This window comes from Polynucleobacter sp. 71A-WALBACH, from assembly GCF_018882365.1.
In the GTDB taxonomy this organism is placed as follows: Bacteria; Pseudomonadota; Gammaproteobacteria; order Burkholderiales; family Burkholderiaceae; genus Polynucleobacter.
This window is the reverse complement of record NZ_JACVOP010000004.1, coordinates 15441-39575: the sequence shown is the minus strand read 5'-3', so window position 1 is coordinate 39575 and position 24135 is coordinate 15441. Positions and strand designations below refer to the sequence as shown.

Here is a 24135-nt window from a genome sequence, read left to right as displayed (position 1 = left end):
ACTGCATTACTCAACCGATACTCTTTTGCAGCCAAGTTTCCCGTATTGGGTTCGACTTTTACCCAAACCTATACCCAACCCCCACCTACAAAATCGATTGATTTTGAACTTGTCGGTAATTGTTTCTAAAAATTGGATACTTTTTACAGTATAGATCTTACGATCCCCCTTAATAACATACAGATTAAGGACTTACGATCATTTCATGAGCCTCCACTGCACCCACTTGAACAGTTTAATAACATCCCTTTTGGGAAATTTGGCTAAATTTTTATTATTACAGTTTATTTTAACAGTATTAGTGTTAATATATTACCATGGAAGACAAAAAATATACTTTTGAAGAGCTCTGTACCCTAACCGGCGTCAGTTCACGAACCCTGCGGTATTACATCCAAATTGGCCTAGTTGATAAACCAATAGGACAAACCCGGGGGGCTCACTATTTGAGCCTTCACATTGAGAAGATCCTTCGTATCAAGCAATTAACTGAAGCGGGTATTTCGCTTGAGCGAATACGTGAAGTGCTCTCTGGCTCGCCAATGCCACTGCCTGAGCGAACCAAAAAGCCGGGAGATATTTCGGTGCGCACTCACCTATGGGTAGGAGAAGGCATTGAACTGGAAGTCTCGGCTGAAACAGCAGGTTTGAGCCCTGAGAAATTACGCCAATTTTTAAAGGGCGTGATGCAGGCATATGAACAAGTCAAAAAGGATGCGTAATGATTGTTTTTGAAAAGGTAAAAAACGTATTTTCTAGTAATAAGAAGTTAGTCCTGCAGTCAGTCTCAGCAACTGGTGTAGCTAATGGTTTATTGCTCGATATGACCATACGCCAGCACTATAAAAACAACACCAACAAAACACTGGAGGTTGTTTACTCATTCCCCATGGCCTGGGGCGCGACATTTATGGGAATGCAGGCAGAGATTGACGGCCAACGCTTGGTCGGCACGGTGATTGAAAAAGCGAAAGCAACCGAACAGTACGAAAAAGCGATAGCTGATGGCGATGCCCCCATCATGATTGAAAAGAATTCTGACGGTCTATATACCGCTAATCTAGGCAACCTTAAACCCAATGAAGATGTGGTCATTGAATACAGCTATTCGCAACTGCTCAAGTATGAGCAGGGCTCGATGCGCATCAGCATTCCTACGGTCATCGCTCCGCGCTATGGCGACGCTAAAAAAGGGGGCATTGAAGATCACCAAAGCGCTGAATCTAATTTCTTGTCTGAATACCCATTCACCCTATCTCTGAAATTAACCGGTGGCCTAGAAAAAGCCACCGTTGAATGCCCATCACATCAAGTGCAGGTGGCCAAACAAGATGAAGGCTTATTAGTCTCGATTGAACGTGAAGCTTTTTTAGATCGCGACTTCATCCTCAATTTAACTGACTTGCAAAACCAATCCTTTTACATTGTCACGCCAGATAAACAACTCGGACCTGATGGCTGCACTGTCTTAGCAAGCTTTTGCCCACCAACCATCGACAATCAAAAAGAGAGCTCACTAGAGCTGAAGATTTTGGTTGATTGCTCAGGCTCCATGGAGGGTGATAGCATCCAATCGGCAAAACGCGCCCTACATCATGTATTGAGCCACTTAACTGCAGAAGATCGATTTAGCTACTCTAAGTTTGGTGACCATACCAACCACCTATTTTCTAAAGTTAAGCCAGCCGACCAATTTCATATCTCTGCCGCCTCTTTATTGATAGAGAACACAAATGCCGATATGGGTGGCACTGAAGTAGAAGCGGCATTGCAATCGACTTTCGATCTAATGGGTGCCCAAGGTATGGCAGATGTTCTTCTCATTACCGATGGTGAAGTTTGGAGCACCAACGAAACTATTGCCGCAGCGAAGGAAAGTGGGCATCGCATCTTTGCTGTAGGCGTAGGCTCGGCGCCAGCAGATACCCTCTTAAAAGAATTGGCTGAAATGTCAGGCGGCGCATGTGAGCTAATCTCGCCCAAAGAAGATATTGAGAAAGCGATCGTGCGCATGTTCCACCGGATTCGCCAGCCTAGAGCATGCAATATTGAAATTGACTGGGGTCACCCAGAACAACCAGAATGGACTGTTGGTACCAATACCGCCATCTTTAGTGAGAATACAACTCATGTATTTGCTGGGTTTAAATCCACCCCATCAAAGCCAGCCTTGCTAAGTTACCAATTAGGCAATAGCTCACAACGCACAGGCATTGGGGCTTCTCAGATCACACACTCCAAATCTCATAACCTACCTCGTTTGGCAGCGGCGCAAAGAATCAAAACTGCGCCCGAAGGAGATCAAATTGCTTTGGCCCTTAGCTATCAACTCATTACAGAGAAGACCAATTGTTTATTGGTTCATATTCGCGCCGAAGACCAAAAGGCAACTGAATTTCCGGAGCTGATGACCATAGCGCAGATGCAAGCGGCTGGATGGGGCGGCGCGGGTTCAGTCCTAGATGGATCACCTCATATTCTATTTAGCAAGAGCAAATCATTTACCTCCAAATGCGCTACGCTTAATCTCTCTAGCGCCACCTATGCTTCGTATGACATGCCAAGGGTATTTAGATCAAGCCCAATCACAGGGGATTCACCCATCCCATTACAAGAATCTATAGGTGGAGATCCAGATTATTACGACATCCCGGCATTCCTCAGAAAGCAGGCAACCGAGTCAGAACAGGCTGCTCCAAAAATCAAGTACCTTGATCCTACTGATATTATTGAGATAGCTAATACCGTTATTTTAAGCAAAGCACTTTTTGCTGACTTTGTTAAAACGATGGACCAGTCCTTATTTGATGTTGAGGTATCAGAGGTATTTAATAGTTGCTTGAAGTTTTTATCTCAAGAGCAATTGTGGACTACCGTTCTAGCGTGGTTACTCCTCCATCTAGAAGAGTCTGGTAATTGGAGTGAGAATACTAAGAGTGTTATTCAAGAACTTACCAATGAGATGGATGCTATTGAGTTAGGTAAAGCATTGCGAGTTTTCAATACCAAGATGAACAATATTGGTATGCATGAATGGCTCTCTTAACTTTAATGAAAAATCAATTTGTTGTTAATTGTGGTGGTTGTGTGGCAGTAGATTGCTTGTTGTTAATAGTTAGTGCGGCCTAGGGGATTTGGTATGAGTGCCCCAAAGCCGGAGAGATACTCTCTTTCATGAAAAAACCATATCAGCTTGCGTGTTCTTTTGTTCCCTCTCGTTTGGGACCTCCTTTAGGGCAGGAGCAAGCGGACAGCCGGGAAAGACCGGCATTTCATTTTTTAATAAGGAAAAAGAATGGAAGCTCCAATAAAATTAATCCGTCAGCCTGTCTTAAATACATCCCTTAACTTTAAGAGCTGATCTTGCATTTTTCCAGGCAATTTAGGCCGAACTGCTTTAACCTTTTTATCCTCGCTTTTACCTCTTTCAGAATTAGGCTCTCTTTTACTTTTGAAATTTTTTCCTGATCTATGATTCGATGGGTTTTGCTGTATTACTCGAGCCACGACCTTTGGGGGAGGGGATGACCCACCTAAAACAGATTCCATCAGTTCAGATTGATATTTTTTTACGATAAATTCAAGCAGGTAACTCTCAGAGTCAGGTTTAAATGTTAGCAATCTAATTTCTGAGTCAGTTTCTTTGATAAAAAAAGGGAAATCGGTGGTTATTCCCTCCAATCTTGTGAAGAAGCTTCGCTTTTGATCATTTATATAACCGACTATTTCTGAGATACGTTTTTTTAAATCTACTTTGAATAAACCCTCAACCAAGAAAGGCTTCCACTGGCTATTTACATAATATTGAGTAGAGAAGTCCATGGATTGAGGCCTTACAAAATTATTGGCTGGAATTGATTTATTTGGACTAGTGGTACATGGATGCTTGGGCCATGGCGGCCCTAATTCGTCGAAAAAAACACGTCCATTACTGGGGGATCTATAAAAAAATACAGGATTTCCGCACTCTGGACATTTGGCGTTTGGAATTGTGCAGCTAACCAAGAACTCGTTGTAAGTTTTGAATTTAGGTTGCATTACATGCAGGGAGACATTACCTAAAGACCTTCTTCCAGAATGTCCTTCACCTCCCCATCCACAGGTGCAGTCAATGGAGTGATTCCATGCATTACACATTTAATATCAACCTCGTTTATTGATAAATAATTGCACTAATATTCACGCTACCTTAGCATACCTGCCACTTCACCCGTCTCAGTTCCCTTAAGAAATACGGACCTGGTTCTCTTATCAGATTCAAGCCAATCACACTTCATGGTGGGTCCCCCAAACATACCTTCGTAAACACAGACATCCTGCCAGCATTTTTTGCTATCTTCCTCGCGATAACACTCAAAACCCATCTCCTGCCAACTTTCGACCAAAGACGAAATATCTCTTGGATTCATTGCGCCATTTCGAAATAAATACTGGTCATACCAAACGCGGCCACCAATAAGATGCTCATGATCTCTTAAGCACTGCTCCCACCCTCCGGGATATTTATCCCTAATAATATGAATAGGAACAATAAAGTCGATAAATTCTGTAGCTATGGCCATACTTTCTCCTAAATTTATTATCTGCTACGCACATACGAATTGATATAAGCTTTACGTGCAGTGACATCGCTAACGATTAGCATACCGGCATGCTGATGAATCAATGCCAGAGGTTCTTGAATCATTGCCTTGTGGGGGTTATAAATGTTTCCATTCCCGTCCCTAAGTCTGAATTTTGGCAACCCTAAAATTCTGGCACTATCCACAAATACCGCCACTGCCAGTGGTCTAGAAATTAGCAAACTTGATTTACCACTCGGCGAAACCTGTAATGGCAGCATTGTGATTAATACGAGTGCGCTGGTTAGCATTTGATTCCCTTCTGTATTTAATAGTTATTTCATTTTCTTGAGCCGCTAGCTCAAAAAATGAGCTATAAAGGTCTTAAAGTGATAAAAACAAAAATGTGGACTATTTGATATTTATATTGGGATTGATATGAGTAGTGTGGAGCGGCTGCACCGTATTAAGTACATGATCCAGGTTCGCAAATGCGTACCTCGTCAAGATTTTCTTGATGAACTCGAAATCTCTCCCGCGACCTTTAAACGCGACTTGGAATATCTGCGTGATCGCATGAATGCCTCGATCATCTATGACCGATCAGAGGGTGGTTATAAGTTTGAACAAGCTAGCGTATCTGAGAAGATCGAATTACCAGGACTGTGGTTTTCTGAAAAGGAAGCCACCGCCCTAGCACTCATGCAACATCTACTCTCATCCCAGGATAAGGGCGGTCTTATTGGCCCCCATATCGAGCCCTTGATGTCAATCATTGACGGGATCTTAGGCCAATCATCTGCCACCTCCAAAGAGTTGCGTAAACGTATTAAGGTTTTTGGGATGGCCTCACGAAAAAGCTCAATTGAAAACTTTGAAGAAATTGGTAGCGCACTACTTAAACGTGAACGTCTATATATTACGTATTACTCCAAGGGTACCAATCAAACAACAGAGCGCGAGATCTCCCCTCAGCGTCTCATTCATTATCGTGATAACTGGTACTTAGATGCCTATTGCCATCTACGTAATGAACTGCGTAGCTTTGCAGTTGATGGGGTTAAAACAGCCGCATTAACTAACAAAAAAGCGGATGATATTTCCGAGAAAGAGCTTCATGAAAACTTTGCCGAAAGTTACGGCATCTTCTCAGGAAAGGCAACCCAAAGGGCGAAGCTGCGGTTTTCCCCTGAGCGAGCCCGCTGGGTATCTGGAGAGCAGTGGCATGGGCAACAAACTGGCAAATTTGACGACAAAGGCTTTTATATCCTAGAGTTTGATTACAACCAAGATCCTGAGCTAGTCATGGATATATTGAAGCATGGCTCTGAAGTTGAGGTATTAGCTCCGGCAAGCCTTAAAACCAAGGTGCTTAACGAGCTCAAAAAGACGCTGTCCGCATATTAGGTCGCATCAACTCCTTTTCCTTTGTCCAAGTATCAGTCACCCTAATGGGTAATTAATAAAAAGATGCCTGGGCTTGCTTAAGTATCTGATCGCGATACTTCTATAGCGCTAAGGCCAAAATCCTACTAAAAATTGCCGGCCTTCAATTTTTACACTCTTCTGGATATTTTTTATTGCGCCGGTGGACTGGCTCATTTTTTGAGCTCTTGATACCTTAGGATGAACTCATTAATACCTAGGAGATAATAATGAGATGGATGATCACCATTGCGCTAATTGGATTTGCAACCAATATTGTTGCCCAGACAACTAATTGGAATAGTAGTCCACTCAATTATCAAAACAGCGAACTCAATTACAACAATAGCCCTTTGAATTATCAGAACAGTCCACTCAACTACCAAAACAGTCCATTAAATTACAACTCAACCAATGGGGTTTACAACAACACTGGCAATCGGATTGGTTATGAAGTTCAATCACCCCAGGGCGTGACCAATATCTTTGATAACAACGGCAATCGGATTGGCTACTCGCCAAGCCAAACATCAAAATAGATAATGAGTAACACGCTTAGTTAGGATAAATCTGGCTTATGTAAGCCTAACGCCAACTCACAGTGGCTGACAAAGTCATTAAATAAATAATGATGCTCGGGTATTTTGAGCCTTGTTTGAACGGATTAGATCTTTGCTACATGCATTAACTGCATACGAAAATAAAGCCTCGCTTACATAAAAGAAAGTGCCAATCCAAAATACTTGAGCAAACCACCCGTTTGATGTTTCTGAGAATGCATATAGACTCAAAAGCATCAGTAAAACGCCGCAAATTTTAATCATCACAATCTCCTTTGATTTAATGATTAAAGATTAAAGACTCACTAGCTCAATGAATGAGCTAGTAATTTTTAATAGCATTTTTACCTATTTTGGAGTGATGCCTGACCCAAAGAAGCGCTTGATCGAGCTCATACACAGTCTTGATAGGCGCAATTATCGCTACTGCTTGCTCCATCACGGCTAGGAAAACCTTTGTATGCCCGCGCTAATCAGTTTGAAGACTCTATCTAACTCAGTACCAACGCCCATCGCCGATCCATCCGGTCTAGCCAATGAGTTAGCTCCTCGTCTGGAACTGCCATCACCCAAGCGAGCTCGGCTAAAGGCATCTGTGAAGCACCGACTCTCAATTGAGTTGGTAGCGTTTTAATCCATTCTTGAGCTGCGTGTTTGGAAGGAACTTCAATCGGATAGCGCAAGCGTAAGTTAGGCATAGCATCACTATTACCGATCCATACGAAACCATTTTGCTTATAACGATCGGCCAGCATTTCTGCATCTTGTATTGAAATTCCTAAAGCGAACAAACTAGGCTCTCCCGGCCAATGCCCATTCGAATCATTTCCTTGAGCAAATATGATCGAGACATGCAAGGCGCGCAAATCAGCAATGAGCTCACGTTGCGCAGCTTCGTTTTCACCTTCACCTAATTCCTGACTATAGGGATTAAATGCAGTCAAAAAGGCCGCTGTGGTGACCGACTCATCGGTCATGAGCTTGGCCAAACGCTTATTGAATTGACCAATTTTTAATGTGATTAACTAACCTGGAAGGTCAATGAGGTAGTCCGCCTGCCGGTAAGCCTTAACTAATTGCGATGAAATAGTTCGCGCATGCGTGTTATTCATGTCACCCTCCTCTTTAGCCAATTAAACAACTGTCAGGGCTTGGCAATTCGGAATAACTCCGCCCTTACCCTCTCCATATTAATACGACCTAATAGAATTCAAATTCCGAGTCTATTTTTAAGCACTAAAGTTGTAGTGACAACCAATTAAAATGGTGTGTTACTAGTTTTGATAAATGGTGACCGCCCTCACTAGGACATCAAACACATGATTTCTTAAGTCTGGAGGATCGACCACCTCAACATCAGCGCCTTGGCGCAAAATATCTAGCGTCAACTCCCTCTCATCACTATAAGGAATTTCCAATAGGTAAGAGCCATCCTCCATCACTTCGCCACGCTGCTTAGGGTGCCATAGCTCTTTAGAAACCCACCGCGCTCTAAAGGGCGTAAATTTGAGCTTTGCAATTTGATATTTTTTGCCAGCAAAGATTCCATAAGAAGATTCCAATTCGGATACCAAAACATTCTCATCAACCGATACAGCAGACTTCTCCAATCCCTTAACTGTCTCGATAGCGTCTAGCGAGAATGTTCTCAGGTCATCCCGATCATGACAAAAAGCATCTAAATACCAGTTATCACGGTAATACACTAATCGCTGGGGCGATACCTCGCGCTCACTAATACTCTCGTTAAATCTTTGCAGATAGCGAATATGAATTCGCTTTCTTGACAACAGAGCATTAGCAATTAATTCAAAAAAGGCCGGCGATGTTCTGCGTCTAGCTAAACTAACGATCTGAATTCTCTTGGCTACCTCTTTTAGAGAAAAACTACTTTCATCTAGTAACTTTTCTAAGCGACTACGAATAGGATTGACCTGCGCAGTCACCGTGCCATTGGGTTCAATATTTTTTAACAGCTCAATAACGGATAACCAAGAATGAATCTCAGCGTCATTTAACCAAAGGCCAGGGAGCGCTGTTAAGGACTCTTTTCCATTAGCGCTAATATTGAGGGTATAGCCCTTGAGATCTGCATTCCACTCAATTGGAGCACCTAAACGATCTCGCAAATACTCAAGATCCCGCCTAAACGTCGCCCGAGAAACTTCAAGCACTTTTAAAAATTGTTCAGCGGTAACAACTTGGCGCTCTCCCAACAATTTCTGAATCTTATAAAACCGTTCCGTTCTATCCATTGATTCGCCTTGCGCCCTCGTTATGAAATTTATTTAGATTTATTTCATTTTGAGTAGTCACAGTCTCATGGGGTGAGCCTGGCTCAAGTCAAAAATCAATTCTCTTTAATTTTTATAAGGATTGATATGAAAAGGCTGGGTATATATACAGTAGTAGCTGGATTATTGTCAGTTGGTTCCATTGCCACTGCAAATGCACAATCTAAATTTGAAGGCGCCTATGGCCAACTCGGCATTGGTTATGAAAACATCACGCCAACATTTAACTCTAGCGGATTAAATATTGTGGGCGTAGGAACTGCTCCGATTAGCACAAACGTTTCAAGCCAAGGTAGCGTAATGGGCGTTGTCACTATTGGCTATATGGCCCCCATAACCAAAGACTTTTTGCTTGGAATCGGCGCTGAATACAACCCATTTAATTCACAGTCTGGCAATTACAACTATGGCGTAGGCAATGTGAGAGTAAATGGAACATACCAGTCCCAAAACCAATACAACATTTTCCTTTCACCAGCAACTCCAGTTGGTACAGATGGTTTGCTTTACGGAAAAGTTGGCTACACGGGTACCTCTGTAAAAGCTACCGAAGGTGGCACTTCAAATACCCAAAATCTTACAGGCTACTCGCTTGGACTTGGGTATAAGCAAATCATACAAGGCGGCTTATATGGGTTCGGTGAGTTGAACTACATGAGCTATAGCAATAACACCAACTCGTACAGTGGTGTTGCAGGTGGTTACGCTTATAACTACTCGATGACTTCTAGCGCAAATGTATTTAACGCGGTTGTTGGTATTGGTTACAAGTTTTAAGCAATAAGTTAAAGGGGATGCACATCCCCTTTTTTCTTTCTCATTTTTGAAATTGGTCCCATGAAAAAATCGCTCTTCATCACCCTCTTGTCCGGCCTTGCATTAATTACTCTATCTGGGTGCTATCCAACATCCCTAGTAGATCAACAAAAGGATATGAACGCTGCCAAAGGGGAAGGCGATAGCCTCTCCATTGCCAAGGTTCAAAAAGAAATCAAGGTGGGTATGAGTTCATCTGATGTGGTCTCTGTGCTGGGCTCACCCAATATGGTTACCACCGACGAAAAGCGACGTGAATCTTGGGTGTATGACAAGGTCTCTACAGAAGGTATGGCCTCTACCTCGGCAGGACGTGGCTTTTTGTGGTTTCCATCGGATCGCAATGCTACCGCCAGCAGAACTCAAAAGACTTTAACGATTGTTATCAAGTTTGATGAAAAAGGTATGGTTAGAGACTTTGCCTACAACACCTCTAAATTTTAAAGAGTGAACCCAATGAAAAAAATTATTGGCTGCCTTACTCTGCTGGCCTTACTAGTGGGTTGCGCCCAACCCATCCCCCCAGAAGCTCTACAATTTTCGCCAGATACCCTGGCAAATAGACAGCTGCAATCTCGTAAATATGACATCAAGAGCGAGAAAGAACTTCTCTCTGCTTCGAATAATGTTTTGCAAGATATGGGGTTTAACCTAGATGAATCCAATATGCCTCTAGGTGTGATTGTTGCCTCCAAAAATAGAGATGCGACTGATGGTGGGCAGATTGCCGGGGCTATTCTGATGGCAGCTCTCTTTGGTGTACAAACGAACTACGATAAAGAGCAAAAAATCAGGGCTTCTCTTGTCACCAAACCGGCCTCTACCAACAACCCCATAAAAGTTGATGTCACGACAAAATCTGGCAAACAGGTCAAATTCGATCAACCCGTTGAAGCCACTACTAGTGGCTTTGTTGTTCGCGTAACCTTCCAAAGACTAGTTTGGAATCAAAAAGGTGTGCTCTCCAAAATTGAAGGAATCAATGATCAAGAAATCTATCGAGAATTCTTCGACAAACTATCAAAATCCATCTTCCTACAGGCACAAAATGTTGAATAAGCAATCTATGATCAAAGTTGCAATGTTAGTGGCCGTAACTAGCACCATCCTCTTGACTGGCTGTCAGACTATGAAAGAGCGCGTTCTTGACTCTTCGGCTGATGGACAAACCTCAGTTGAACTCAGATCAATTCAGACGCGGGCCTTTGACACCAACGATAAACCTAAAACTATGCGCTCAACTATTGCCACACTACAAGACCTCGGCTTTGTAATTGATAAGGCAGACTTAGACTTAGGTAGCGTCTCTGCGACTAAGTTAAGCGGCTACGCCCTACGTATGACCGTATCCGTGCGTCCTGGCGCATCTGGAAAAAATATGATCGTTCGGGCTAACGCTCAATACAACAATATGCCTGTAACTGATCCAAAGCCCTATCAAGACTTCTTTGTATCGCTACAAAAATCGATGTTCCTCACTGCAAACAACGTAGATTAAGAGCGCATCTTTCGCTTAAGCCACCTGCGGGTGGTTTTTTTGTATACCAACTTAAAGTATTTCATATGGTGAAAACCAAATGTGTCATGCTAGATATAGCAAGTATTTTTTATATCCCTAGGGGCACTTGATGACCAACAAAACCCACACATTCAGCAATAGACTCATTACAAGTAATACGCCAAGCGTGGCTAATTACACTCTTCAAGAAATTGCTGACATGATGGGATTAACAAAAGAGCGCGTTCGGCAAATAGAAGCCAGGGCCCTTAATAAATTTAAGCAGCGCCTTAGCGCACTTGGGTACAACCAGGCAAACCTACTGGACTATTAGTCTAAAAAATTGTCCTCACAAGCAAAAATCTAGCGAACCTTAAATACGAAAACAGATCATGAATACGCAAAACCCATATCAGTTCATCATCGTAGAAAGCTTTATCCCCTCCAACACAAGTGGACGGCATGGTCCAGTCCATGTTCGACCAATTGAAGGTCAACCCTATCCAACATCTCTGTTCGTTGAATGCTCTAGGGACCTTGTCACAAAATATCCAGTAGGGACACAATTTAAGATTAGGGTTAAGCTTACCGATCGAGAAGGAACCCCATATCTTTACTCCTATTTTGGCTGGAAGTACGAAGTGCTATTGCAACCCAAAATCTAAACTGACGAAGGAAGCACAATGTCGATAAACAAACCCATATTTCGATGCCCCTCTTGCAGAACTCAAATCACCGCACAACTGCCAACCATGTGTCCAAAATGTAATCTTGGCATTCCTGAAGAAAAGGGGGCGATTTATCGCGATCCGCGCACCCCAAGAGGCGGATTTACTGGCAAAGAGGTGATGGATAGAAATGGCATGCCTTTAAATGCATATGTAGATCGCATGAAAAATCTGGATACTCCTAATGTTGATCATTCAATCTGATACATCCACTGCCCTGGCGTCCCATCCCGAGAATTAGAACTCGATGATTATTCCAAATCAACCTCAAAATGAGGACTCGTTACAACGATTCGTTGATGCTCAAAATGAATGCTATGGACAGGTGCTCAAAGAGCTCTCGCAGGGCAAGAAAACGTCGCACTGGATTTGGTTTATTTTTCCCCAAATTCGTGGGCTGGGTTTTAGCGAATTTTCCCAATATTTTGGAATAGATGGGTCAATAGAGGCCAAGTCATACTGGAAAAACCCACTACTTAAAAAACGCTATGAAGAATGCCTGCAACTTATCCTAGATGCGAATGACAGTTCGTTAAATATCCTGGGTCGAACTGACGCCCAAAAATTACAATCCTCAATTACTCTTTTTTTATCCATTGCTCCAAATTCTGAATTGCTTCACTTCGCCCTAGAGCAATTATTCGCAGGAGAAGTGGATAAGAAATCAGTGCAAATATTGGCCAATTTAAATCAGCAACCTGACTAGCGGCTATAGCCACTAAGCCCTTTTTTGGTCAAAAGTAGTTCCCCTTCTACCCTAGCCCCAATTACCCCCTATTTTTTGAGTCTTGTTTATTTTTACAGTTATATTTACACAATTAGTGTTAATATAACTGTATTCAGAACTTAGGCTTAATTCCGACAATATTTACTAGGTAACGGCAATGGGATCTGGACTCAAATTAAGGGATCACCATGAAATCTATTCAGTGGCTATTGTTAATTACGTGCGGACTAACCTCAACCGCGGCCTTATCTCAAAATGACTTATGCGACTACTACCAACCTCAGTGCGCTACTAAATTTGATCAATTTAGCAAAGCAGCAAAGCAATTAGATCTCCAGGTAAAAAACAAAGAGCTATCCAATCTTGAAGCAGCACAAAAAGTAGTCGCATTATCAGACTCACTTTATCCAAAAGATGTATTGTTTGCGAGTATCAATAAGCAAAATCTCGTGATAGCTCAGTTTGCTGAGCGCTACCACCTCTCAGAGAGCCAAATCCGTGAACTTGATAACTCCGCAACGGATACGTTTCGTCAAGCCCTATTAGAGCGATTTGCCGTCATGAAAGCGGCACAAGAAGTAGGTCAGTTTTATAGTCAATATCAAGCACCGCAGCAATATCAACCACCCCAACAAAATCCAGCCAATAATGCTGCAATAGCGACTTTGCTTAATGGTATTGGCAAGGCTTTTACTAACTCATTTGGGCAATCCATCACGCCGCCACCCCGCATCTGCAATTACTACGGTGGCACGAGTTACTGTTTTTAGGAGATCCCTACTGTGAATCCAGAGACAAAACACACGGTATATCTTTCCTTTTGGAGAAGCCTTAAGGGTGGAGTTTGCACCTCTTACCGATCTGATGCCGCCATCATTGAAAATGAAGGCTGGCCTGAAATCACTAGCGCACTCTCCATTGAGGGGCTAATGTTTAAGCCTACGGTACAAGACTACTATCTGCTCAGACGCCGACCCATCATCCATAAATTGTTTACAAACCACACCACCAATCTGCGTATTTATGGATCATCAAATTCTATATTTGAAATAGAGGATGAGGACTCCAGAATATTTCGCTTTGATCATGCCGGGAAGCAATTTGAGACAAGCATTATTTGGTCGATTGATGATTCATGCACACTTTCCAGCATTCTTCATGATGTTCGTAGTGCAAACTTTGTCACTGCTTCTATTGAGCTTCTATGCAGTGATAGTTTCTTTGATTTATCTGATCCAAAGTTTGTAGAGGTCGATGAAGAGGGGCAGCCTGAGGTTCATCAACACGAAATTAATATCAGGCGGATTGACTTAATTTTTGAATAACCGTTGTTGATCGGCGTTTTTTTACTAGCGCGATACCTCTACGGTAAAATTTCCCAATTCTCACCAAAAGTGGGAATAGCCCTCGTAAACGGCTGGAGCGAGTCTTACTTCAATGTAAGCTTTCCAGATTGCCCTGCGGGGGCTTCTTCAAAAGGATGCTGTCATTAAAGTTTCATCGCAGCGCGAACACGCACTTCCAACCAAAAGTAATCCCTCTTATTTTCACTCAATAAGAGTTGCTAAAAGTAGGTTGGTGATAGTGGTCACTCTAATCAAAGGAAGCTGACGACATATCAATTCACCTAAGAGCAGTCATTAATTTCTACCCACCCCCTGTAGCCCGACCGAAGCGACCACTCAAGAAAGCTTGATGTGGGAGTACTTCGTCCGAAACTAGGGTTTCCAGAACTAAACGCAGTTGCACTGGATGATCTTCGAGTCCTTGGCAGACCATTGAGAAAATGAACGATGAATGTGGCCATGAGCTTGATATATCCGTTGTCTAGCAGAATTACGGATCAGGTCATGACCATCCATTTTGTTTAACCAATCTCGCTCCCCCCAGTTGCACCAAGCCAGAATTTGGCGTGTGTCCGTCAGGTAACGACGAAGGAGATCAGCGCGAATGTATAAGAGGCCAAATCGATTTCCACCCCACCCATCCCCAGCCTCTCGATAGATAGTTCCTAGATTACCCATCGAATCATAGAAATCGATCTCACGATTCTTGCTCGCCAAATCAAGGTGCTGGATCAAGCTTGGCGCGGGAAGATCAAAGCCTGAGAATTCGTTATACGATGAATGGTACGATTCCCAACCAAAATGAATGAATGGGAGCTCCAGGGGAACGCCTGGGATGAGGATTGTCTTGATGGGTGGGTTGATTAGGCCCATCAAGAGATCGTCCGTTTCACCTCTTTCATCACTCATAGACCCGACTCTTCCATGGGCGCTTGAAGTTTTTTCTTTGAAATATTCGGGCACATATTGGTCAAAGGCCCGCACGATTTGTCGATGGTACCGACCGTTCTGCTGATAAAGAGTCTGTACGTAGTTTTGACGGCGCCCTGCCTCTCCAGCGTAGAGATAGTACTCTGTAGCTCCTTCGGGGATCTCATTATTCCCGGGGTAATTCAAAGCAAGGAATTTATCCCTGAGGCTACTAACATCCTTGCGTGCGACAAACACCCCGCGCAAGAAAGCAAAAATCTCTCGATCACAAATCTCTTGGACACCGCGGATGAAGCCCCCCAAGAGCACCCAATCACCTAGATTATTGTTAATTTCGGGAACAACAAGCAATGATTCCCATTGTGGAGTAAAACCACTCTCCACCCAGGATTCAGTGTTAATGTTGGAATTGCCAAATAGATCTGGGATTGGCGGTGTCCAGTCTGGCGGACGCTTTGGAAAACTTGGGTCAACTCCGCAATCAGAAGTTCTCTCTCCAAGATGCCAATCCGGCAGCTTTCTAGCGGCCTCGCGCTCACCCCACATTTCAAAATAAGCAATCCAGGAATACTTCTTCCCATAGCGATCCACCTTCGTTTGATCAGATGCATTCCATGACGTATTGCCGATTCCAATGTCAATCTCTTTGAACTGCTCTACTCGATACCCTAGGTCAAATATACGCCGTTCTATCTTCGCTCGAACTTGAACATAGTCTGTGTTTTTATCGTCATAGTTCGCCCGATTTGGGATTAAGCGCCCAAGCGTGTAATTTTCAAAGTCCATGCGCATGGCATGACCAATCGATTCTTTCACGACTGGATCAGGCGTACCATCACTTGCGAATGTCGAGGGTGTATTTGGAAAAGGCGCGGTAAGATAGCGGCTCGCAGTTTTAGGTAGGATGACACAATTCGCGCGCTGAGCAATCTCGATGATGCCGAGCACATAGTCTCGCATCAATGTATGGTGGGTTGCATAGCATGCACCTCGCACAAACATCTTTTGGTAAATAGTTTTTGCAAAATCGCCAAGTATTGGTCGAAAAGTCGTCCTCATCTCCGAGTCCACCAAAGACAAGGTCGTCCCATACGCAGCGGCCAACATACGTTCCGGCACATAAGGATCATTGAATCCAAGGCTCATCACGACGTGAGTAAAAAGCACTTCAGGAAACTTTTCACCAATCAACACAAGCGCCTTTGTCGCCAAGTCGCGGTCACCGCGAACGACCGTCGTAAGAACCAAGGAAAGCAATACAACGAGTTGCGTCGCAGAGCTATGCGTCATGTTTGCTGCATTGAGCCTCTCTGCCCAAGTTAATAGTCGGTGAATCGTTGGGGATGCGTACCGACGCCGTAGGTATTCCGACCACTTAAGATCGCGGTCCGGCATTGAATAAGCCGCCAAAAAATCGTACAAACGACGAGCGTGATAGGGGTGCTTTGGCTTCGTCGAAACAGCAGCCAACGCGTCAACCATTTGCTCCCATATCCGCCGCGACCTCGTATTTAGATATTGATTAATGATGATCCGCGTACCCTGAGTACATGCCGCAGGATCTCGCCAAAAGATTCCTTCAATGAATGGGCCAAAATAAGCATTTAAGTTCTGAGCCCGTACGGGCAATACGAAAAAAAGTTCACGTTCTTTACGCGGCAGTCGATTCCCCACGCGCTCTGGAAATTCAGTAATTAGTGCCTGTGCCCATCCTGGCTCCGCATACTCTTGGTGATAACGATTGGACATCCGAAATATCTGCGCGAGCGGAGATTTACCCATGAAACTTCTTTTGATTGTTGAAACCGAAGTCAAATTGAGATGCGTCTTCAACAAATGCCGCGCGATTAAGTGATCACTGAATCGTTGATAGGGAAGTCGATATATGACCCGAGACTTAAGGTCGGAGTCGGTTGAGTACCAAATCACATCCTCCTCGATGAGCCCGCTTGTTCGGAGCGCATCAAGCAATCTCCGCCTCTCTGCTGGTCTTAATGTTGGGTAATTGGCAGCTATGATTCGATCGGCTTCTGATGGACGAATGTAGCCACGAACATTGGCTGCCATACAAGGCGCAAACCCAGTGAGATGTATGTCAATAATCTGATCATTTCCCTTCAGCAATTCCCAGCACCCTTTGCCCCTCAAACCATACTCGCGCTCAATCTGCTTACCAATCCGATTAACGAACGACTCAAGAATATAAGTCATTCCCTTTTGGCCTGAAGCAATACCTGCAAATCCCTGCGCCAACTTTTTTCCCGTAAGATCCTGAAGGGATTGGCAAATCAACTTCAGCGTGAGTGGCCGTGAAAATTCTCTGTCGAGCAACGGCACTTCAGTCAGCGGCAGATTGTAATGCCGAAAAAATGCTGCCTGCGCGTCAAACTCTTGATCATCGAAACCGATGTGCGTGATCTTGTGAAATTTCTCTAAGCCTTTCCGCTCAATGGCTATAGGTTCAAACGGCGTCCGGCACGTGATGATCAAGCCAATGTTCGGCCGGTCAGCAACAAGCAATTGGATTTTGGCAACCGCTTCTCGCCATTCATGACGTCGACCCTCGTTTACACCGTCGATGATAATGATCGCGCGCTCTGCAGTCTCTTTTGCTAATTCTTCAAGCCGATCAAACACTGTAGCTACCGTACTCCCAGCTTCAATCTGAGCACAGATTTCTGAAACAACGCTGCCTTGGAAGTTCTTTGCCAGAACAAGGACAGTAGCTTGGCTGCGATCAATTCGGTCTTGCGTAAAATCGCACATCAGATGTGTCTTGCCCGTACCCCACTCACCACTTACCAGGATCTGCGGATCAAACAAAACTTTGAAAGCCGGATTCTGGATATGCTCTTTCTCGTCACGAACGATGTTTAAACACCTGCCGATGGCACTCATGTTGCCGTGGATAGTATTCCGCGCAGAAGAGTAGCTACCGCCTCCATCGGCAGACTGCAGCTTAGCCTCCTCTGCACGCCAGTGCGCCATATCAGCCGATAACCTAGATTCAAGATCAGAAAATCGATCCGACCATTCTTCTCCCGCCCTCGCATCGCGTGCACGCAGGCGGACCATTAGAGATGGTAAGGATACGCGCGCATCCTTCATTGCTAGCTCAATTAATTCGCGATGTTGACTGCAGTGTCCAGCAAAATCCCAAGCCACGCAAAACTCATCCAAGATTAGCTGGAATCTTGATTGAGCTCTGGATCCACAGGCCACGTTCTCGATCGCAGTGAAGAGTGATTCAATTCTTAGGTTGGGTGCTTGAGGATCTATCCCAGGCGAGTATCTCTGCCCGGCTTGCCGAATCTGGCCTTTGCTGAAACCAGTCAGTGCTGCCAAGAACGATTTGTGAGCGGGTGACATAGCCAAACTTTAACGTAGAACGGCTCGCACAACTAGTTTGATTTTGTTCAGCAGGCAAAGCATCCCGCAACCCAACCGGCGCCACCGAGCGGTAGCGAACGGAACGCGAAAAAATCATTCTCCAACAGCCAAAAAAGTCTCAAGCGCTGCGATTACCCTTGTCTTATATTCTAAGTCAAGACCGGCCGTTCTATCCGCATCCTCTGCAATATTGACCCTCTTCAGCACTGTCTTATAGTCAATTCCATGCGCCTCGCAAACCTCTTTTAACGCTTCAAAATGGGCGGCAATGATTTTCTTCCACCCTGTCAGCAATTCCACATAACCGTCTCTTTTCTTGATGTCGCCTGTAATATGGTGATACGCCATTCCAAGCACATCACCAGCATATAAAAATTCTAGTCGCCAATAATCATTGGCCCATAAGTAGCCCATGAGATGGAGATGCTCCAAAGCATCTATGAACTGAACATCCATCATGGAGTACGTCTTCCAAGGAATTGCTGCTTTAATTCGCAGCGACTCTAATTCATTATCGGCATGGGCGTAGGCTGCTGCTGCAAGCTCTCTACTAGTCATCCCATCATAAGCTGCGCTTAATGGTCTTTGATTCATTTTTTGACCTTTCTCATCTTGTTTACCTGATCAATTACCTCCACCCGGCGCTGCAGCTCACAAGTCTCATGAGCTTTACGCACCATATCTAAGACATAGGCCAAGCGTGTACCGTCCTGCGTGTCAATACGCCCCATCCGCATATCTCTATAAACCCTGGCCATCTCCATGCGTATGGTTTCAGCATCATTGAGCCTAATCTTGCTCATACTATTTAAGGGGGTGGGGTCTAGCAGTTCGCCGCCTGCCAGATGGCTTTGCGGTTGATCTTCCGACCCACATCCTTCCCCAGAATTCAGCTTTTGGTTGGTCGCGCCCAAGGGCACTATTAGGGCCTCCCTCACACCTAAACCTCCAATAATGAGGGTTGAGTATTTGTATGGCCTACTGCACCCCCTTCAATAGCCTGCATGTCCGCGATAGCAGCTTCGCCATCATTCCCCACATCACAACCAGCAATACGGCAAACTGTTTGCACCTTCTCGTAAAGCGTTTTAGCACTGATTAGATGACATAAGTCCAAATGCTTATCATCAGAAAGCTCCCCCCAATGCTCATGGATAGCATCTGCGAGCTCAACCAATTCAGTACGCATTACTTGGCCCATCCGGGCTGTGTGGTTAACTTCAATCAGATTCATTTGTTCAGCCAATATTTTTATATGAAGTTTATTGAGCTTGATCAGATTTGCTTCCCCACTATTCACAGATGATTGCTCGAGATGAACCTCATCCAAGTCATGATCAATGAAATAGGCTAGTTCGTAAATCTTAGTTAATTGCTGAGTCATTTTTATTCCCTATAAGGTAATTGAATTTAGTTGTTGCGCAGATTGTCAAGTTCCATCTGATTCAAACGCTTTTGATTTAACGCCATCCAATTCATTGGATAAGTTTTCCCACTCTTCAATGGGTTGTTTAGCTGTATATATGGCATATCTAAGTAGCTCCCAATAATTGGGGATGCATGAGATGAAATTTCTGTATTCCGAGTATTCCCATTCACCCCTTTAGATGGCCTGGGTTTAGTCTTTTTTGATGGGCATTCCCATTTTTGAGCTTGCTCCCTCCCAATTTTCGACCCCTCATTTTTTTTCAAAGCAGGACTCCAATTGCGATAAGCATGACTCACAAATTGATTCAAGAATTGCCCATCAGACCTATTAATAGGTTTCCAAGTAATTGCAAATAAGCTACATACGCCGCTAAGACTTCCTCCTCGCCGAGTTTGATAGATAAAACCATGTGCTATCAACTCCTTTATTGCCTTGGTCATAGTGTTTTTAGATAGACCCCTATTAATGGCAGTTTTGGCTGATATGTATATAGATCCGTTATTGTTGCCTCTATAAAAATGAAGCGCCTCAACAAGCATGGCTCTGGCTGAGTAGCTCAAATCCTTATAGGCAGCACTATTTAGAACTTCTGAGGGTATCTGCACGAATGGCTCAATCTGCTTCTGAGGATGTGACTGAGCGACACCCCTACGGTGTCTATCTTCAGCCATGGGACACCTCCGCATACCCGCTGGCTTGATATTCCGCAATCTCTTTTCTAATGTGGCTGCGTGATTCCACCCCTAACAATTCACCATTCAAGAGCCTGGCAATTTCAGAGATGGGCCACAATAGGCGCCCGCCAATTTTTACAGGTTTGATGCCATAACAATGCCCTGTTAAGCAGTAGTTTTTCCTAACGGTTTTTGGTGAACATTTAGCCGATTTCGCAAATACTTCTGTTGTTGCTAAGTCTGGTAATTGCATGATGATTGACTCCTTTATATCCCGACGAATTTCGGTACATAGTCAATTTATGCAATACGATGCCCTACGGATAGATGGTCTCTGCAGAGACCATCAGTGTCTCTGCAGAGACACTGTGAGTTTTAAACAACATTATTTAGCTGCTTTTCTCTTCGGCTTACCTTCCGGGTAAAGAAGCCATTCGTAAATAGTTTGCTCAATATTGTTGCTCTTGAATTTGAAATTAACATCACCCCTCTTGGCAAAGTCAATTAGCAGCCCTTTTAGACTAATCATGGCTTGATTTTTACTTTTAAAGTTACCTAATTTATATAGTCTATTGGCCTCATTACGCATTTTTATTGTCGGCTCATGGCGCACTTTTCTTGCATCTCTCAAACTCGCGCCCCTTGCCTCTGCGAAATCCTCTTGAAGATACTCATCAAAGATGCAGTAACTGGCCACCCCAAGCAACCGAAATGAATCTAGGAGATGAGATATATCAGCCTGATTCATATCGCTACCCAGAATCTTGGCTTTCTCAACTCTTCCACTTAGGGAGTACAAGGCTTCTCGCGCTGACACATAGGCACCAAGTAATTGGCGTTCTTCAGGAGATTCGTAGGCTTTTTTCAAAGCAGCCCAATTATCCGAATCTCGTAGATTTGACTTACAACCTTCTACATCAATCTTTACCCCAAGCCTTTTAGCTGCGCTTTTATATAGATTTATTGCCTCATCTAACGCATCGTCTAGCTTATCCTGGATTAGTGATGTATTTAGAGAAGAATTATTTCCATTGCTTGTGCCGGGCAGATTCTTCTCACGACTCTTATGTTGTTTTTTCATAAGACGTTAAGCCTCTTTACCGTTGACCGCCAAACGCTTAATCTTCGGAATGCCGCTCTTCTTGGCCTGCGACAAATCCCATTGCAGCTGCATACCAAGCCACAAGTCCGGTGAAGTACCAAGCCATGCGGATAGCCTGAGCGCCATGTCCGCAGATATTCCCGCTTTTCCATTCAATATCTTGGAAAAGATAGAGCGTGAGACTTTCAATTGCTCAGCCGCATCTGTTACCGTTAAATTCTCAGGCACCCATTCCCGCAACACTTCGCTAGGGTGAGATGGATTACGCATGAAGCTCAGCTACACTCAACCGTAAACCAATGGAATGCAAGATTCTATTCATGGTGTCTAGCGTAGGGTTACCGCCCTCAGCCAATGACTTAAACAATGTTTTTTCTCCCAATGACGCGCAACGGGCTACCTCTGCCATGCCATGCGCTTTAGCCACTTGGCGCAATGCCACCAATAGCGCTCCTTGATCTTCTAACTCCATGACGGCATCCAAATACGCTACCGCCTCTTTTGGGTCAGTTAGCGAAAGAGTTAGACTGTCCTCATAGCTTTTATCTCGTTTGCTCATGGCTTACCTCGTTTTTTCCAGTCTTCCAAATACTCAATAGCTTGCTTAATAGCTCGGTCCTGGTCGCTCTTATCGCTGCCGCATAGCAATAGAACAATCTCATCGCCTTGCCTACTTAAATACACCCGGTAGCCCGGCCCGTAATCAAGTTTTAATTCCTGAACTCCTGCGCGTAATGCTTTGCAGTCTCCAAAGTTTCCGGCTTCAACTCTAGCCAGCCGAGCGCGAATCTTTGCCCTTGCTTGAACGTCCTTTAAGCCATGAAGCCAATCCTCAAAAGGCGCCTTGCCTTGCATGTCGGTGTATATTCTGATTTTCATTATAGTATCTTTTGGAATACCGTCAATTAATTTGTGCCGCCAACCACTTTAAGCAATTGCGCCCCCTCTTGAGGCTTAAATTCAATACCGGCCTGCTCTAATATCCAAGCTTCATACTTGGTATGCCAAATCCCCAATAACTCTAAGGGGCGTGATTTATAGTGTTTCTCTGCCGTTGCGCTGGGCTTATGCCCCATAATTTCGGCAACAATCCCCACGGGCATTTCTACCCACTCAGCTAATGAAGCGAAAGTGCGCCTTAATCCGTGAATTGTGACGGGCGGAGACTTCTCTCCGTTAGCATCAACACTTATGAGCCCCGCAAGTTCTTGGACGCGATAGTGCGATACGCTAGGGTCGGCGTATCTACCTTCTTTTGAAGTGGGACTACTAAAAACCCACTCATTGCGCCTTGGTAGGCTCTCAATTAGGCTTTTTAGATACGGAGTGAGTGGAATTTTTCTACCCTCCTCGACCACTTTATCCTTGAGCCATATTGCGCCCCATTGAAAATCAACATCAACCCATTTCAAATTTGCCATTTCTTCCCGTCGCGCACCCGTCAGAATTACCGCTTGCAGGTAGGCTTTAGCAACTTTGCTATTTAGGGAATTAACCGCCTTAAACCATGGCTTTAACTGGGCTCGGTCCAATACATCAAAACGCTTGCTTTTACGACTTGGCACTTCATCGCGCAGCTCTTTACTCTCTACTGCATTGACATCAATAATCCGCGCAAACTCAGGCCGAATTGCACACCAACGCCAAAAAGCTCTAAACATTTCGAAACCTTGGCGAGCATTATTTGCTCTAGTTGAGGCTTCTAATTTTTGCCAATCTTTTAGAACGTCGGCATTAATGTCAGCCATACGCATAGACATGAGAGGATATAAAACACCTGCCTTAGTTTTTTCTTTACTGCGCTTTCTTACCTCGCCGCCCGCCTGAGATAAATTCTCATGGTCTTTGAGGTGCCTGGCACCCCACTTCTTGCCGCGCTCTATATGAGGGCGCGTCATCTTATCTTTTTGATACTCAAGATATTCATTCCAAACCTCACTAACCAAAAGCTCTTTGCTCTTTTCTTCGGCCCTCTTTGCCTGTGCTTGTTTTTCTTTGGCTTTAACAAGCTCTCTAGGGTCTATACCTTGATCGGTTAATGCTTTAAGGCGTGTTGCCTCTGCTTGAGCTTGGTTGATTGTGTAGGTACGCGTATCACCTATGGTCAGTCGCGTGGGGGATAGGGCTCCACCTATTCTTGATTCAAAGATGTAGGTCTTTTTCCCTGTTGCCGTAACTCTAAGCCCCAAAGAAGGAGTTTTAGCATCCCAATAGAAGCTTTGTTGCTTGCCTTTTTCGCATTCAAAGCCATCTACCCTCCCGGCTGTGAAATTCACTTTTTTAGCTATCATCTGAAATCCGTAGACATATCGTAGACAAATAATAGCAAAATATGGAAATATAAATCAACACAAAAAATATAGAAAAAATCTTAAATCATTGTATTTAAAGGGTTTTATGGTCAATATGGGAATGTAGAGTAATACGGGTAAACCCCATTATATGCGGGCTCATAACCCGAAGGTCGTAGGTTCAAATCCTGCCCCCGCAACCAAATAAGTAGAAGGCTTCTAGGTCAATTGACTCAGAAGCCTTTTTGCTTTTCTGGGCTTTGGAATATCGCTATTACGCCCCATATTAGGGAAAAGATCGCTTTCAACACTTCTGGTCGTCTACTATTCTGCACTTAGGGGTCAATAAATGATCCTGATAAA

Annotated in this window: 32 protein-coding genes; 16 read left to right on the top strand and 16 right to left on the bottom strand. The window is 44.1% G+C overall.

What is annotated here, in order from left to right:
- The first annotated feature begins 317 nt into the window (after positions 1 to 317).
- The gene (locus ICN42_RS10940; RefSeq protein ID WP_216254670.1) at positions 318 to 722 is read left to right on the top strand and encodes a helix-turn-helix domain-containing protein; all 405 of its coding nucleotides are present in this window, start codon (positions 318 to 320) and stop codon (positions 720 to 722) included.
- A complete protein-coding gene (locus tag ICN42_RS10935; RefSeq protein ID WP_216254668.1) occupies positions 722 to 3046 on the top strand; it encodes a VIT domain-containing protein in 2325 nt (774 codons plus the stop codon). The genes ICN42_RS10940 and ICN42_RS10935 overlap by 1 nt, the downstream gene beginning before the upstream one ends.
- A gap of 275 nt (positions 3047 to 3321) precedes the next feature.
- Here ICN42_RS10935 and ICN42_RS10930 read toward each other — a convergent pair whose 3' ends face one another.
- Together ICN42_RS10930 and ICN42_RS10925 are read right to left on the bottom strand one after the other, a co-directional pair.
- Entirely contained in the window at positions 3322 to 3822 is a 501-nt protein-coding gene (locus ICN42_RS10930; RefSeq protein WP_041484899.1) for a hypothetical protein, read from the bottom strand.
- Positions 3823 to 4184: 362 nt separating this feature from the next.
- A complete protein-coding gene (locus ICN42_RS10925) occupies positions 4185 to 4562 on the bottom strand; it encodes a hypothetical protein (protein WP_051040256.1) in 378 nt (125 codons plus the stop codon).
- Positions 4563 to 4706: 144 nt separating this feature from the next.
- Here ICN42_RS10925 and ICN42_RS10920 point away from each other — a divergent pair, with 144 nt between their 5' ends.
- From ICN42_RS10920 to ICN42_RS10910, 3 genes are all read left to right on the top strand, one after another.
- On the top strand, positions 4707 to 4877 hold the full coding sequence (locus ICN42_RS10920; protein ID WP_015421452.1) for a hypothetical protein: 171 nt from the start codon (positions 4707 to 4709) through the stop codon (positions 4875 to 4877).
- 123 nt (positions 4878 to 5000) lie between these two features.
- On the top strand, positions 5001 to 5969 hold the full coding sequence (locus tag ICN42_RS10915) for a YafY family protein (protein ID WP_216254666.1): 969 nt from the start codon (positions 5001 to 5003) through the stop codon (positions 5967 to 5969).
- Positions 5970 to 6217: 248 nt separating this feature from the next.
- A complete protein-coding gene (locus tag ICN42_RS10910) occupies positions 6218 to 6526 on the top strand; it encodes a hypothetical protein (RefSeq protein WP_216254664.1) in 309 nt (102 codons plus the stop codon).
- A 78-nt stretch (positions 6527 to 6604) separates the two neighbouring features.
- Here ICN42_RS10910 and ICN42_RS10905 read toward each other — a convergent pair whose 3' ends face one another.
- Positions 6605 to 6811: a hypothetical protein gene (locus ICN42_RS10905; protein ID WP_216254662.1), complete on the bottom strand. Its 207-nt coding sequence runs from the start codon at positions 6809 to 6811 to the stop codon at positions 6605 to 6607.
- A 49-nt stretch (positions 6812 to 6860) separates the two neighbouring features.
- Here ICN42_RS10905 and ICN42_RS11980 point away from each other — a divergent pair, with 49 nt between their 5' ends.
- The gene (locus ICN42_RS11980) at positions 6861 to 6995 is read left to right on the top strand and encodes a hypothetical protein (RefSeq protein ID WP_255539367.1); all 135 of its coding nucleotides are present in this window, start codon (positions 6861 to 6863) and stop codon (positions 6993 to 6995) included.
- Positions 6996 to 7038: 43 nt separating this feature from the next.
- On the opposite strand, the gene ICN42_RS10900 is transcribed toward ICN42_RS11980, so the two are convergent.
- Together ICN42_RS10900 and ICN42_RS10895 are read right to left on the bottom strand one after the other, a co-directional pair.
- Positions 7039 to 7524 (bottom strand): DUF3293 domain-containing protein, encoded by a 486-nt coding sequence (locus tag ICN42_RS10900; protein ID WP_216254660.1) that lies wholly within the window; start codon positions 7522 to 7524, stop codon positions 7039 to 7041.
- 297 nt (positions 7525 to 7821) lie between these two features.
- Positions 7822 to 8802: a YafY family protein gene (locus tag ICN42_RS10895; protein ID WP_216254657.1), complete on the bottom strand. Its 981-nt coding sequence runs from the start codon at positions 8800 to 8802 to the stop codon at positions 7822 to 7824.
- A 126-nt stretch (positions 8803 to 8928) separates the two neighbouring features.
- On the opposite strand from ICN42_RS10895, the gene ICN42_RS10890 reads away from it, so the two are divergent.
- The 10 genes from ICN42_RS10890 (at position 8929) to ICN42_RS10845 (ending at position 13935) form a co-directional block, all read left to right on the top strand.
- Positions 8929 to 9618, top strand: coding sequence for an outer membrane beta-barrel protein (locus tag ICN42_RS10890; RefSeq protein WP_015421457.1), 690 nt, complete (start codon positions 8929 to 8931; stop codon positions 9616 to 9618).
- Between the two features lie 60 nt (positions 9619 to 9678).
- Positions 9679 to 10101 carry an outer membrane protein assembly factor BamE gene (bamE, locus tag ICN42_RS10885; protein ID WP_216254654.1) on the top strand — a complete coding sequence of 141 codons (423 nt, stop codon included), beginning with the start codon at positions 9679 to 9681 and terminating at the stop codon, positions 10099 to 10101.
- Between the two features lie 12 nt (positions 10102 to 10113).
- A complete protein-coding gene (locus tag ICN42_RS10880) occupies positions 10114 to 10716 on the top strand; it encodes a hypothetical protein (protein ID WP_015421459.1) in 603 nt (200 codons plus the stop codon).
- The gene (locus tag ICN42_RS10875) at positions 10706 to 11155 is read left to right on the top strand and encodes a hypothetical protein (RefSeq protein ID WP_255539366.1); all 450 of its coding nucleotides are present in this window, start codon (positions 10706 to 10708) and stop codon (positions 11153 to 11155) included. The genes ICN42_RS10880 and ICN42_RS10875 overlap by 11 nt, the downstream gene beginning before the upstream one ends.
- A 130-nt stretch (positions 11156 to 11285) precedes the next feature.
- Positions 11286 to 11489 carry a sigma factor-like helix-turn-helix DNA-binding protein gene (locus ICN42_RS10870; RefSeq protein ID WP_015421461.1) on the top strand — a complete coding sequence of 68 codons (204 nt, stop codon included), beginning with the start codon at positions 11286 to 11288 and terminating at the stop codon, positions 11487 to 11489.
- A 58-nt stretch (positions 11490 to 11547) separates the two neighbouring features.
- Positions 11548 to 11820, top strand: a complete 273-nt coding sequence (locus ICN42_RS10865; protein ID WP_083893714.1) for a hypothetical protein — start codon at positions 11548 to 11550, stop codon at positions 11818 to 11820.
- An 18-nt stretch (positions 11821 to 11838) separates the two neighbouring features.
- Positions 11839 to 12087 (top strand): hypothetical protein, encoded by a 249-nt coding sequence (locus tag ICN42_RS10860; RefSeq protein WP_216254651.1) that lies wholly within the window; start codon positions 11839 to 11841, stop codon positions 12085 to 12087.
- 43 nt (positions 12088 to 12130) lie between these two features.
- Positions 12131 to 12589: a DUF1810 domain-containing protein gene (locus ICN42_RS10855; RefSeq protein ID WP_216254649.1), complete on the top strand. Its 459-nt coding sequence runs from the start codon at positions 12131 to 12133 to the stop codon at positions 12587 to 12589.
- 209 nt (positions 12590 to 12798) lie between these two features.
- Entirely contained in the window at positions 12799 to 13380 is a 582-nt protein-coding gene (locus ICN42_RS10850; RefSeq protein WP_216254646.1) for a hypothetical protein, read from the top strand.
- Positions 13381 to 13392: 12 nt separating this feature from the next.
- The gene (locus ICN42_RS10845) at positions 13393 to 13935 is read left to right on the top strand and encodes a hypothetical protein (RefSeq protein WP_216254643.1); all 543 of its coding nucleotides are present in this window, start codon (positions 13393 to 13395) and stop codon (positions 13933 to 13935) included.
- 408 nt (positions 13936 to 14343) lie between these two features.
- On the opposite strand, the gene ICN42_RS10840 is transcribed toward ICN42_RS10845, so the two are convergent.
- From ICN42_RS10840 to ICN42_RS10790, 11 genes are all read right to left on the bottom strand, one after another.
- Entirely contained in the window at positions 14344 to 18255 is a 3912-nt protein-coding gene (locus tag ICN42_RS10840) for an ATP-binding protein (RefSeq protein WP_255539365.1), read from the bottom strand.
- Between the two features lie 114 nt (positions 18256 to 18369).
- Positions 18370 to 18870, bottom strand: coding sequence for a hypothetical protein (locus ICN42_RS10835; protein WP_216254637.1), 501 nt, complete (start codon positions 18868 to 18870; stop codon positions 18370 to 18372).
- Positions 18867 to 19079, bottom strand: a complete 213-nt coding sequence (locus ICN42_RS10830) for a hypothetical protein (protein WP_216254634.1) — start codon at positions 19077 to 19079, stop codon at positions 18867 to 18869. The genes ICN42_RS10835 and ICN42_RS10830 overlap by 4 nt, the downstream gene beginning before the upstream one ends.
- A gap of 137 nt (positions 19080 to 19216) precedes the next feature.
- Positions 19217 to 19660, bottom strand: coding sequence for a hypothetical protein (locus ICN42_RS10825; protein ID WP_216254631.1), 444 nt, complete (start codon positions 19658 to 19660; stop codon positions 19217 to 19219).
- A gap of 26 nt (positions 19661 to 19686) precedes the next feature.
- On the bottom strand, positions 19687 to 20310 hold the full coding sequence (locus ICN42_RS10820) for a hypothetical protein (protein WP_216254627.1): 624 nt from the start codon (positions 20308 to 20310) through the stop codon (positions 19687 to 19689).
- Between the two features lie 58 nt (positions 20311 to 20368).
- Positions 20369 to 20632: a hypothetical protein gene (locus ICN42_RS10815; RefSeq protein WP_216254624.1), complete on the bottom strand. Its 264-nt coding sequence runs from the start codon at positions 20630 to 20632 to the stop codon at positions 20369 to 20371.
- 132 nt (positions 20633 to 20764) lie between these two features.
- The gene (locus ICN42_RS10810) at positions 20765 to 21460 is read right to left on the bottom strand and encodes a hypothetical protein (protein ID WP_216254622.1); all 696 of its coding nucleotides are present in this window, start codon (positions 21458 to 21460) and stop codon (positions 20765 to 20767) included.
- Positions 21461 to 21466: 6 nt separating this feature from the next.
- On the bottom strand, positions 21467 to 21751 hold the full coding sequence (locus tag ICN42_RS10805) for a HigA family addiction module antitoxin (RefSeq protein WP_370626035.1): 285 nt from the start codon (positions 21749 to 21751) through the stop codon (positions 21467 to 21469).
- Complete coding sequence (locus tag ICN42_RS10800) at positions 21744 to 22040, bottom strand: addiction module antidote protein (RefSeq protein WP_216254618.1); 297 nt, start codon at positions 22038 to 22040, stop codon at positions 21744 to 21746. Before ICN42_RS10800 ends, ICN42_RS10805 begins: the two co-directional genes overlap by 8 nt.
- Complete coding sequence (locus tag ICN42_RS10795; protein ID WP_255539364.1) at positions 22037 to 22360, bottom strand: type II toxin-antitoxin system RelE/ParE family toxin; 324 nt, start codon at positions 22358 to 22360, stop codon at positions 22037 to 22039. The genes ICN42_RS10800 and ICN42_RS10795 overlap by 4 nt, the downstream gene beginning before the upstream one ends.
- A gap of 26 nt (positions 22361 to 22386) precedes the next feature.
- Positions 22387 to 23772: an integrase family protein gene (locus ICN42_RS10790; protein WP_216254615.1), complete on the bottom strand. Its 1386-nt coding sequence runs from the start codon at positions 23770 to 23772 to the stop codon at positions 22387 to 22389.
- Between the last annotated feature and the right edge of the window lie 363 nt (positions 23773 to 24135).

Excerpts from the sequence above, each read along its gene's own strand:
- ICN42_RS10925 (WP_051040256.1), bottom strand. The coding sequence starts at position 4,562 with ATGGCCATAGCTACAGAATTTATCGACTTTATTGTTCCTATTCATATT.
- ICN42_RS10890 (WP_015421457.1), top strand. The coding sequence starts at position 8,929 with ATGAAAAGGCTGGGTATATATACAGTAGTAGCTGGATTATTGTCAGTT.
- ICN42_RS10905 (WP_216254662.1), bottom strand. The coding sequence starts at position 6,811 with ATGATTAAAATTTGCGGCGTTTTACTGATGCTTTTGAGTCTATATGCA.
- ICN42_RS10930 (WP_041484899.1), bottom strand. The coding sequence starts at position 3,822 with ATGGACTTCTCTACTCAATATTATGTAAATAGCCAGTGGAAGCCTTTC.
- ICN42_RS10840 (WP_255539365.1), bottom strand. The coding sequence starts at position 18,255 with ATGTCACCCGCTCACAAATCGTTCTTGGCAGCACTGACTGGTTTCAGC.
- ICN42_RS10835 (WP_216254637.1), bottom strand. The coding sequence starts at position 18,870 with ATGAATCAAAGACCATTAAGCGCAGCTTATGATGGGATGACTAGTAGA.
- ICN42_RS10875 (WP_255539366.1), top strand. The coding sequence starts at position 10,706 with ATGTTGAATAAGCAATCTATGATCAAAGTTGCAATGTTAGTGGCCGTA.
- ICN42_RS10810 (WP_216254622.1), bottom strand. The coding sequence starts at position 21,460 with ATGAAAAAACAACATAAGAGTCGTGAGAAGAATCTGCCCGGCACAAGC.
- ICN42_RS10800 (WP_216254618.1), bottom strand. The coding sequence starts at position 22,040 with ATGAGCAAACGAGATAAAAGCTATGAGGACAGTCTAACTCTTTCGCTA.
- ICN42_RS10940 (WP_216254670.1), top strand. The coding sequence starts at position 318 with ATGGAAGACAAAAAATATACTTTTGAAGAGCTCTGTACCCTAACCGGC.
- ICN42_RS10935 (WP_216254668.1), top strand. The coding sequence starts at position 722 with ATGATTGTTTTTGAAAAGGTAAAAAACGTATTTTCTAGTAATAAGAAG.
- ICN42_RS10870 (WP_015421461.1), top strand. The coding sequence starts at position 11,286 with ATGACCAACAAAACCCACACATTCAGCAATAGACTCATTACAAGTAAT.
- ICN42_RS10795 (WP_255539364.1), bottom strand. The coding sequence starts at position 22,360 with ATGAAAATCAGAATATACACCGACATGCAAGGCAAGGCGCCTTTTGAG.
- ICN42_RS10860 (WP_216254651.1), top strand. The coding sequence starts at position 11,839 with ATGTCGATAAACAAACCCATATTTCGATGCCCCTCTTGCAGAACTCAA.
- ICN42_RS10805 (WP_370626035.1), bottom strand. The coding sequence starts at position 21,751 with ATGCGTAATCCATCTCACCCTAGCGAAGTGTTGCGGGAATGGGTGCCT.
- ICN42_RS10915 (WP_216254666.1), top strand. The coding sequence starts at position 5,001 with ATGAGTAGTGTGGAGCGGCTGCACCGTATTAAGTACATGATCCAGGTT.
- ICN42_RS10830 (WP_216254634.1), bottom strand. The coding sequence starts at position 19,079 with ATGAGCAAGATTAGGCTCAATGATGCTGAAACCATACGCATGGAGATG.
- ICN42_RS10815 (WP_216254624.1), bottom strand. The coding sequence starts at position 20,632 with ATGCAATTACCAGACTTAGCAACAACAGAAGTATTTGCGAAATCGGCT.
- ICN42_RS10855 (WP_216254649.1), top strand. The coding sequence starts at position 12,131 with ATGATTATTCCAAATCAACCTCAAAATGAGGACTCGTTACAACGATTC.
- ICN42_RS10865 (WP_083893714.1), top strand. The coding sequence starts at position 11,548 with ATGAATACGCAAAACCCATATCAGTTCATCATCGTAGAAAGCTTTATC.
- ICN42_RS10900 (WP_216254660.1), bottom strand. The coding sequence starts at position 7,524 with ATGACCGATGAGTCGGTCACCACAGCGGCCTTTTTGACTGCATTTAAT.
- ICN42_RS10920 (WP_015421452.1), top strand. The coding sequence starts at position 4,707 with ATGTTTCCATTCCCGTCCCTAAGTCTGAATTTTGGCAACCCTAAAATT.
- ICN42_RS10790 (WP_216254615.1), bottom strand. The coding sequence starts at position 23,772 with ATGATAGCTAAAAAAGTGAATTTCACAGCCGGGAGGGTAGATGGCTTT.
- ICN42_RS10850 (WP_216254646.1), top strand. The coding sequence starts at position 12,799 with ATGAAATCTATTCAGTGGCTATTGTTAATTACGTGCGGACTAACCTCA.
- ICN42_RS10895 (WP_216254657.1), bottom strand. The coding sequence starts at position 8,802 with ATGGATAGAACGGAACGGTTTTATAAGATTCAGAAATTGTTGGGAGAG.
- bamE (WP_216254654.1), top strand. The coding sequence starts at position 9,679 with ATGAAAAAATCGCTCTTCATCACCCTCTTGTCCGGCCTTGCATTAATT.
- ICN42_RS10910 (WP_216254664.1), top strand. The coding sequence starts at position 6,218 with ATGAGATGGATGATCACCATTGCGCTAATTGGATTTGCAACCAATATT.
- ICN42_RS10825 (WP_216254631.1), bottom strand. The coding sequence starts at position 19,660 with ATGACTCAGCAATTAACTAAGATTTACGAACTAGCCTATTTCATTGAT.
- ICN42_RS11980 (WP_255539367.1), top strand. The coding sequence starts at position 6,861 with ATGAATGAGCTAGTAATTTTTAATAGCATTTTTACCTATTTTGGAGTG.
- ICN42_RS10880 (WP_015421459.1), top strand. The coding sequence starts at position 10,114 with ATGAAAAAAATTATTGGCTGCCTTACTCTGCTGGCCTTACTAGTGGGT.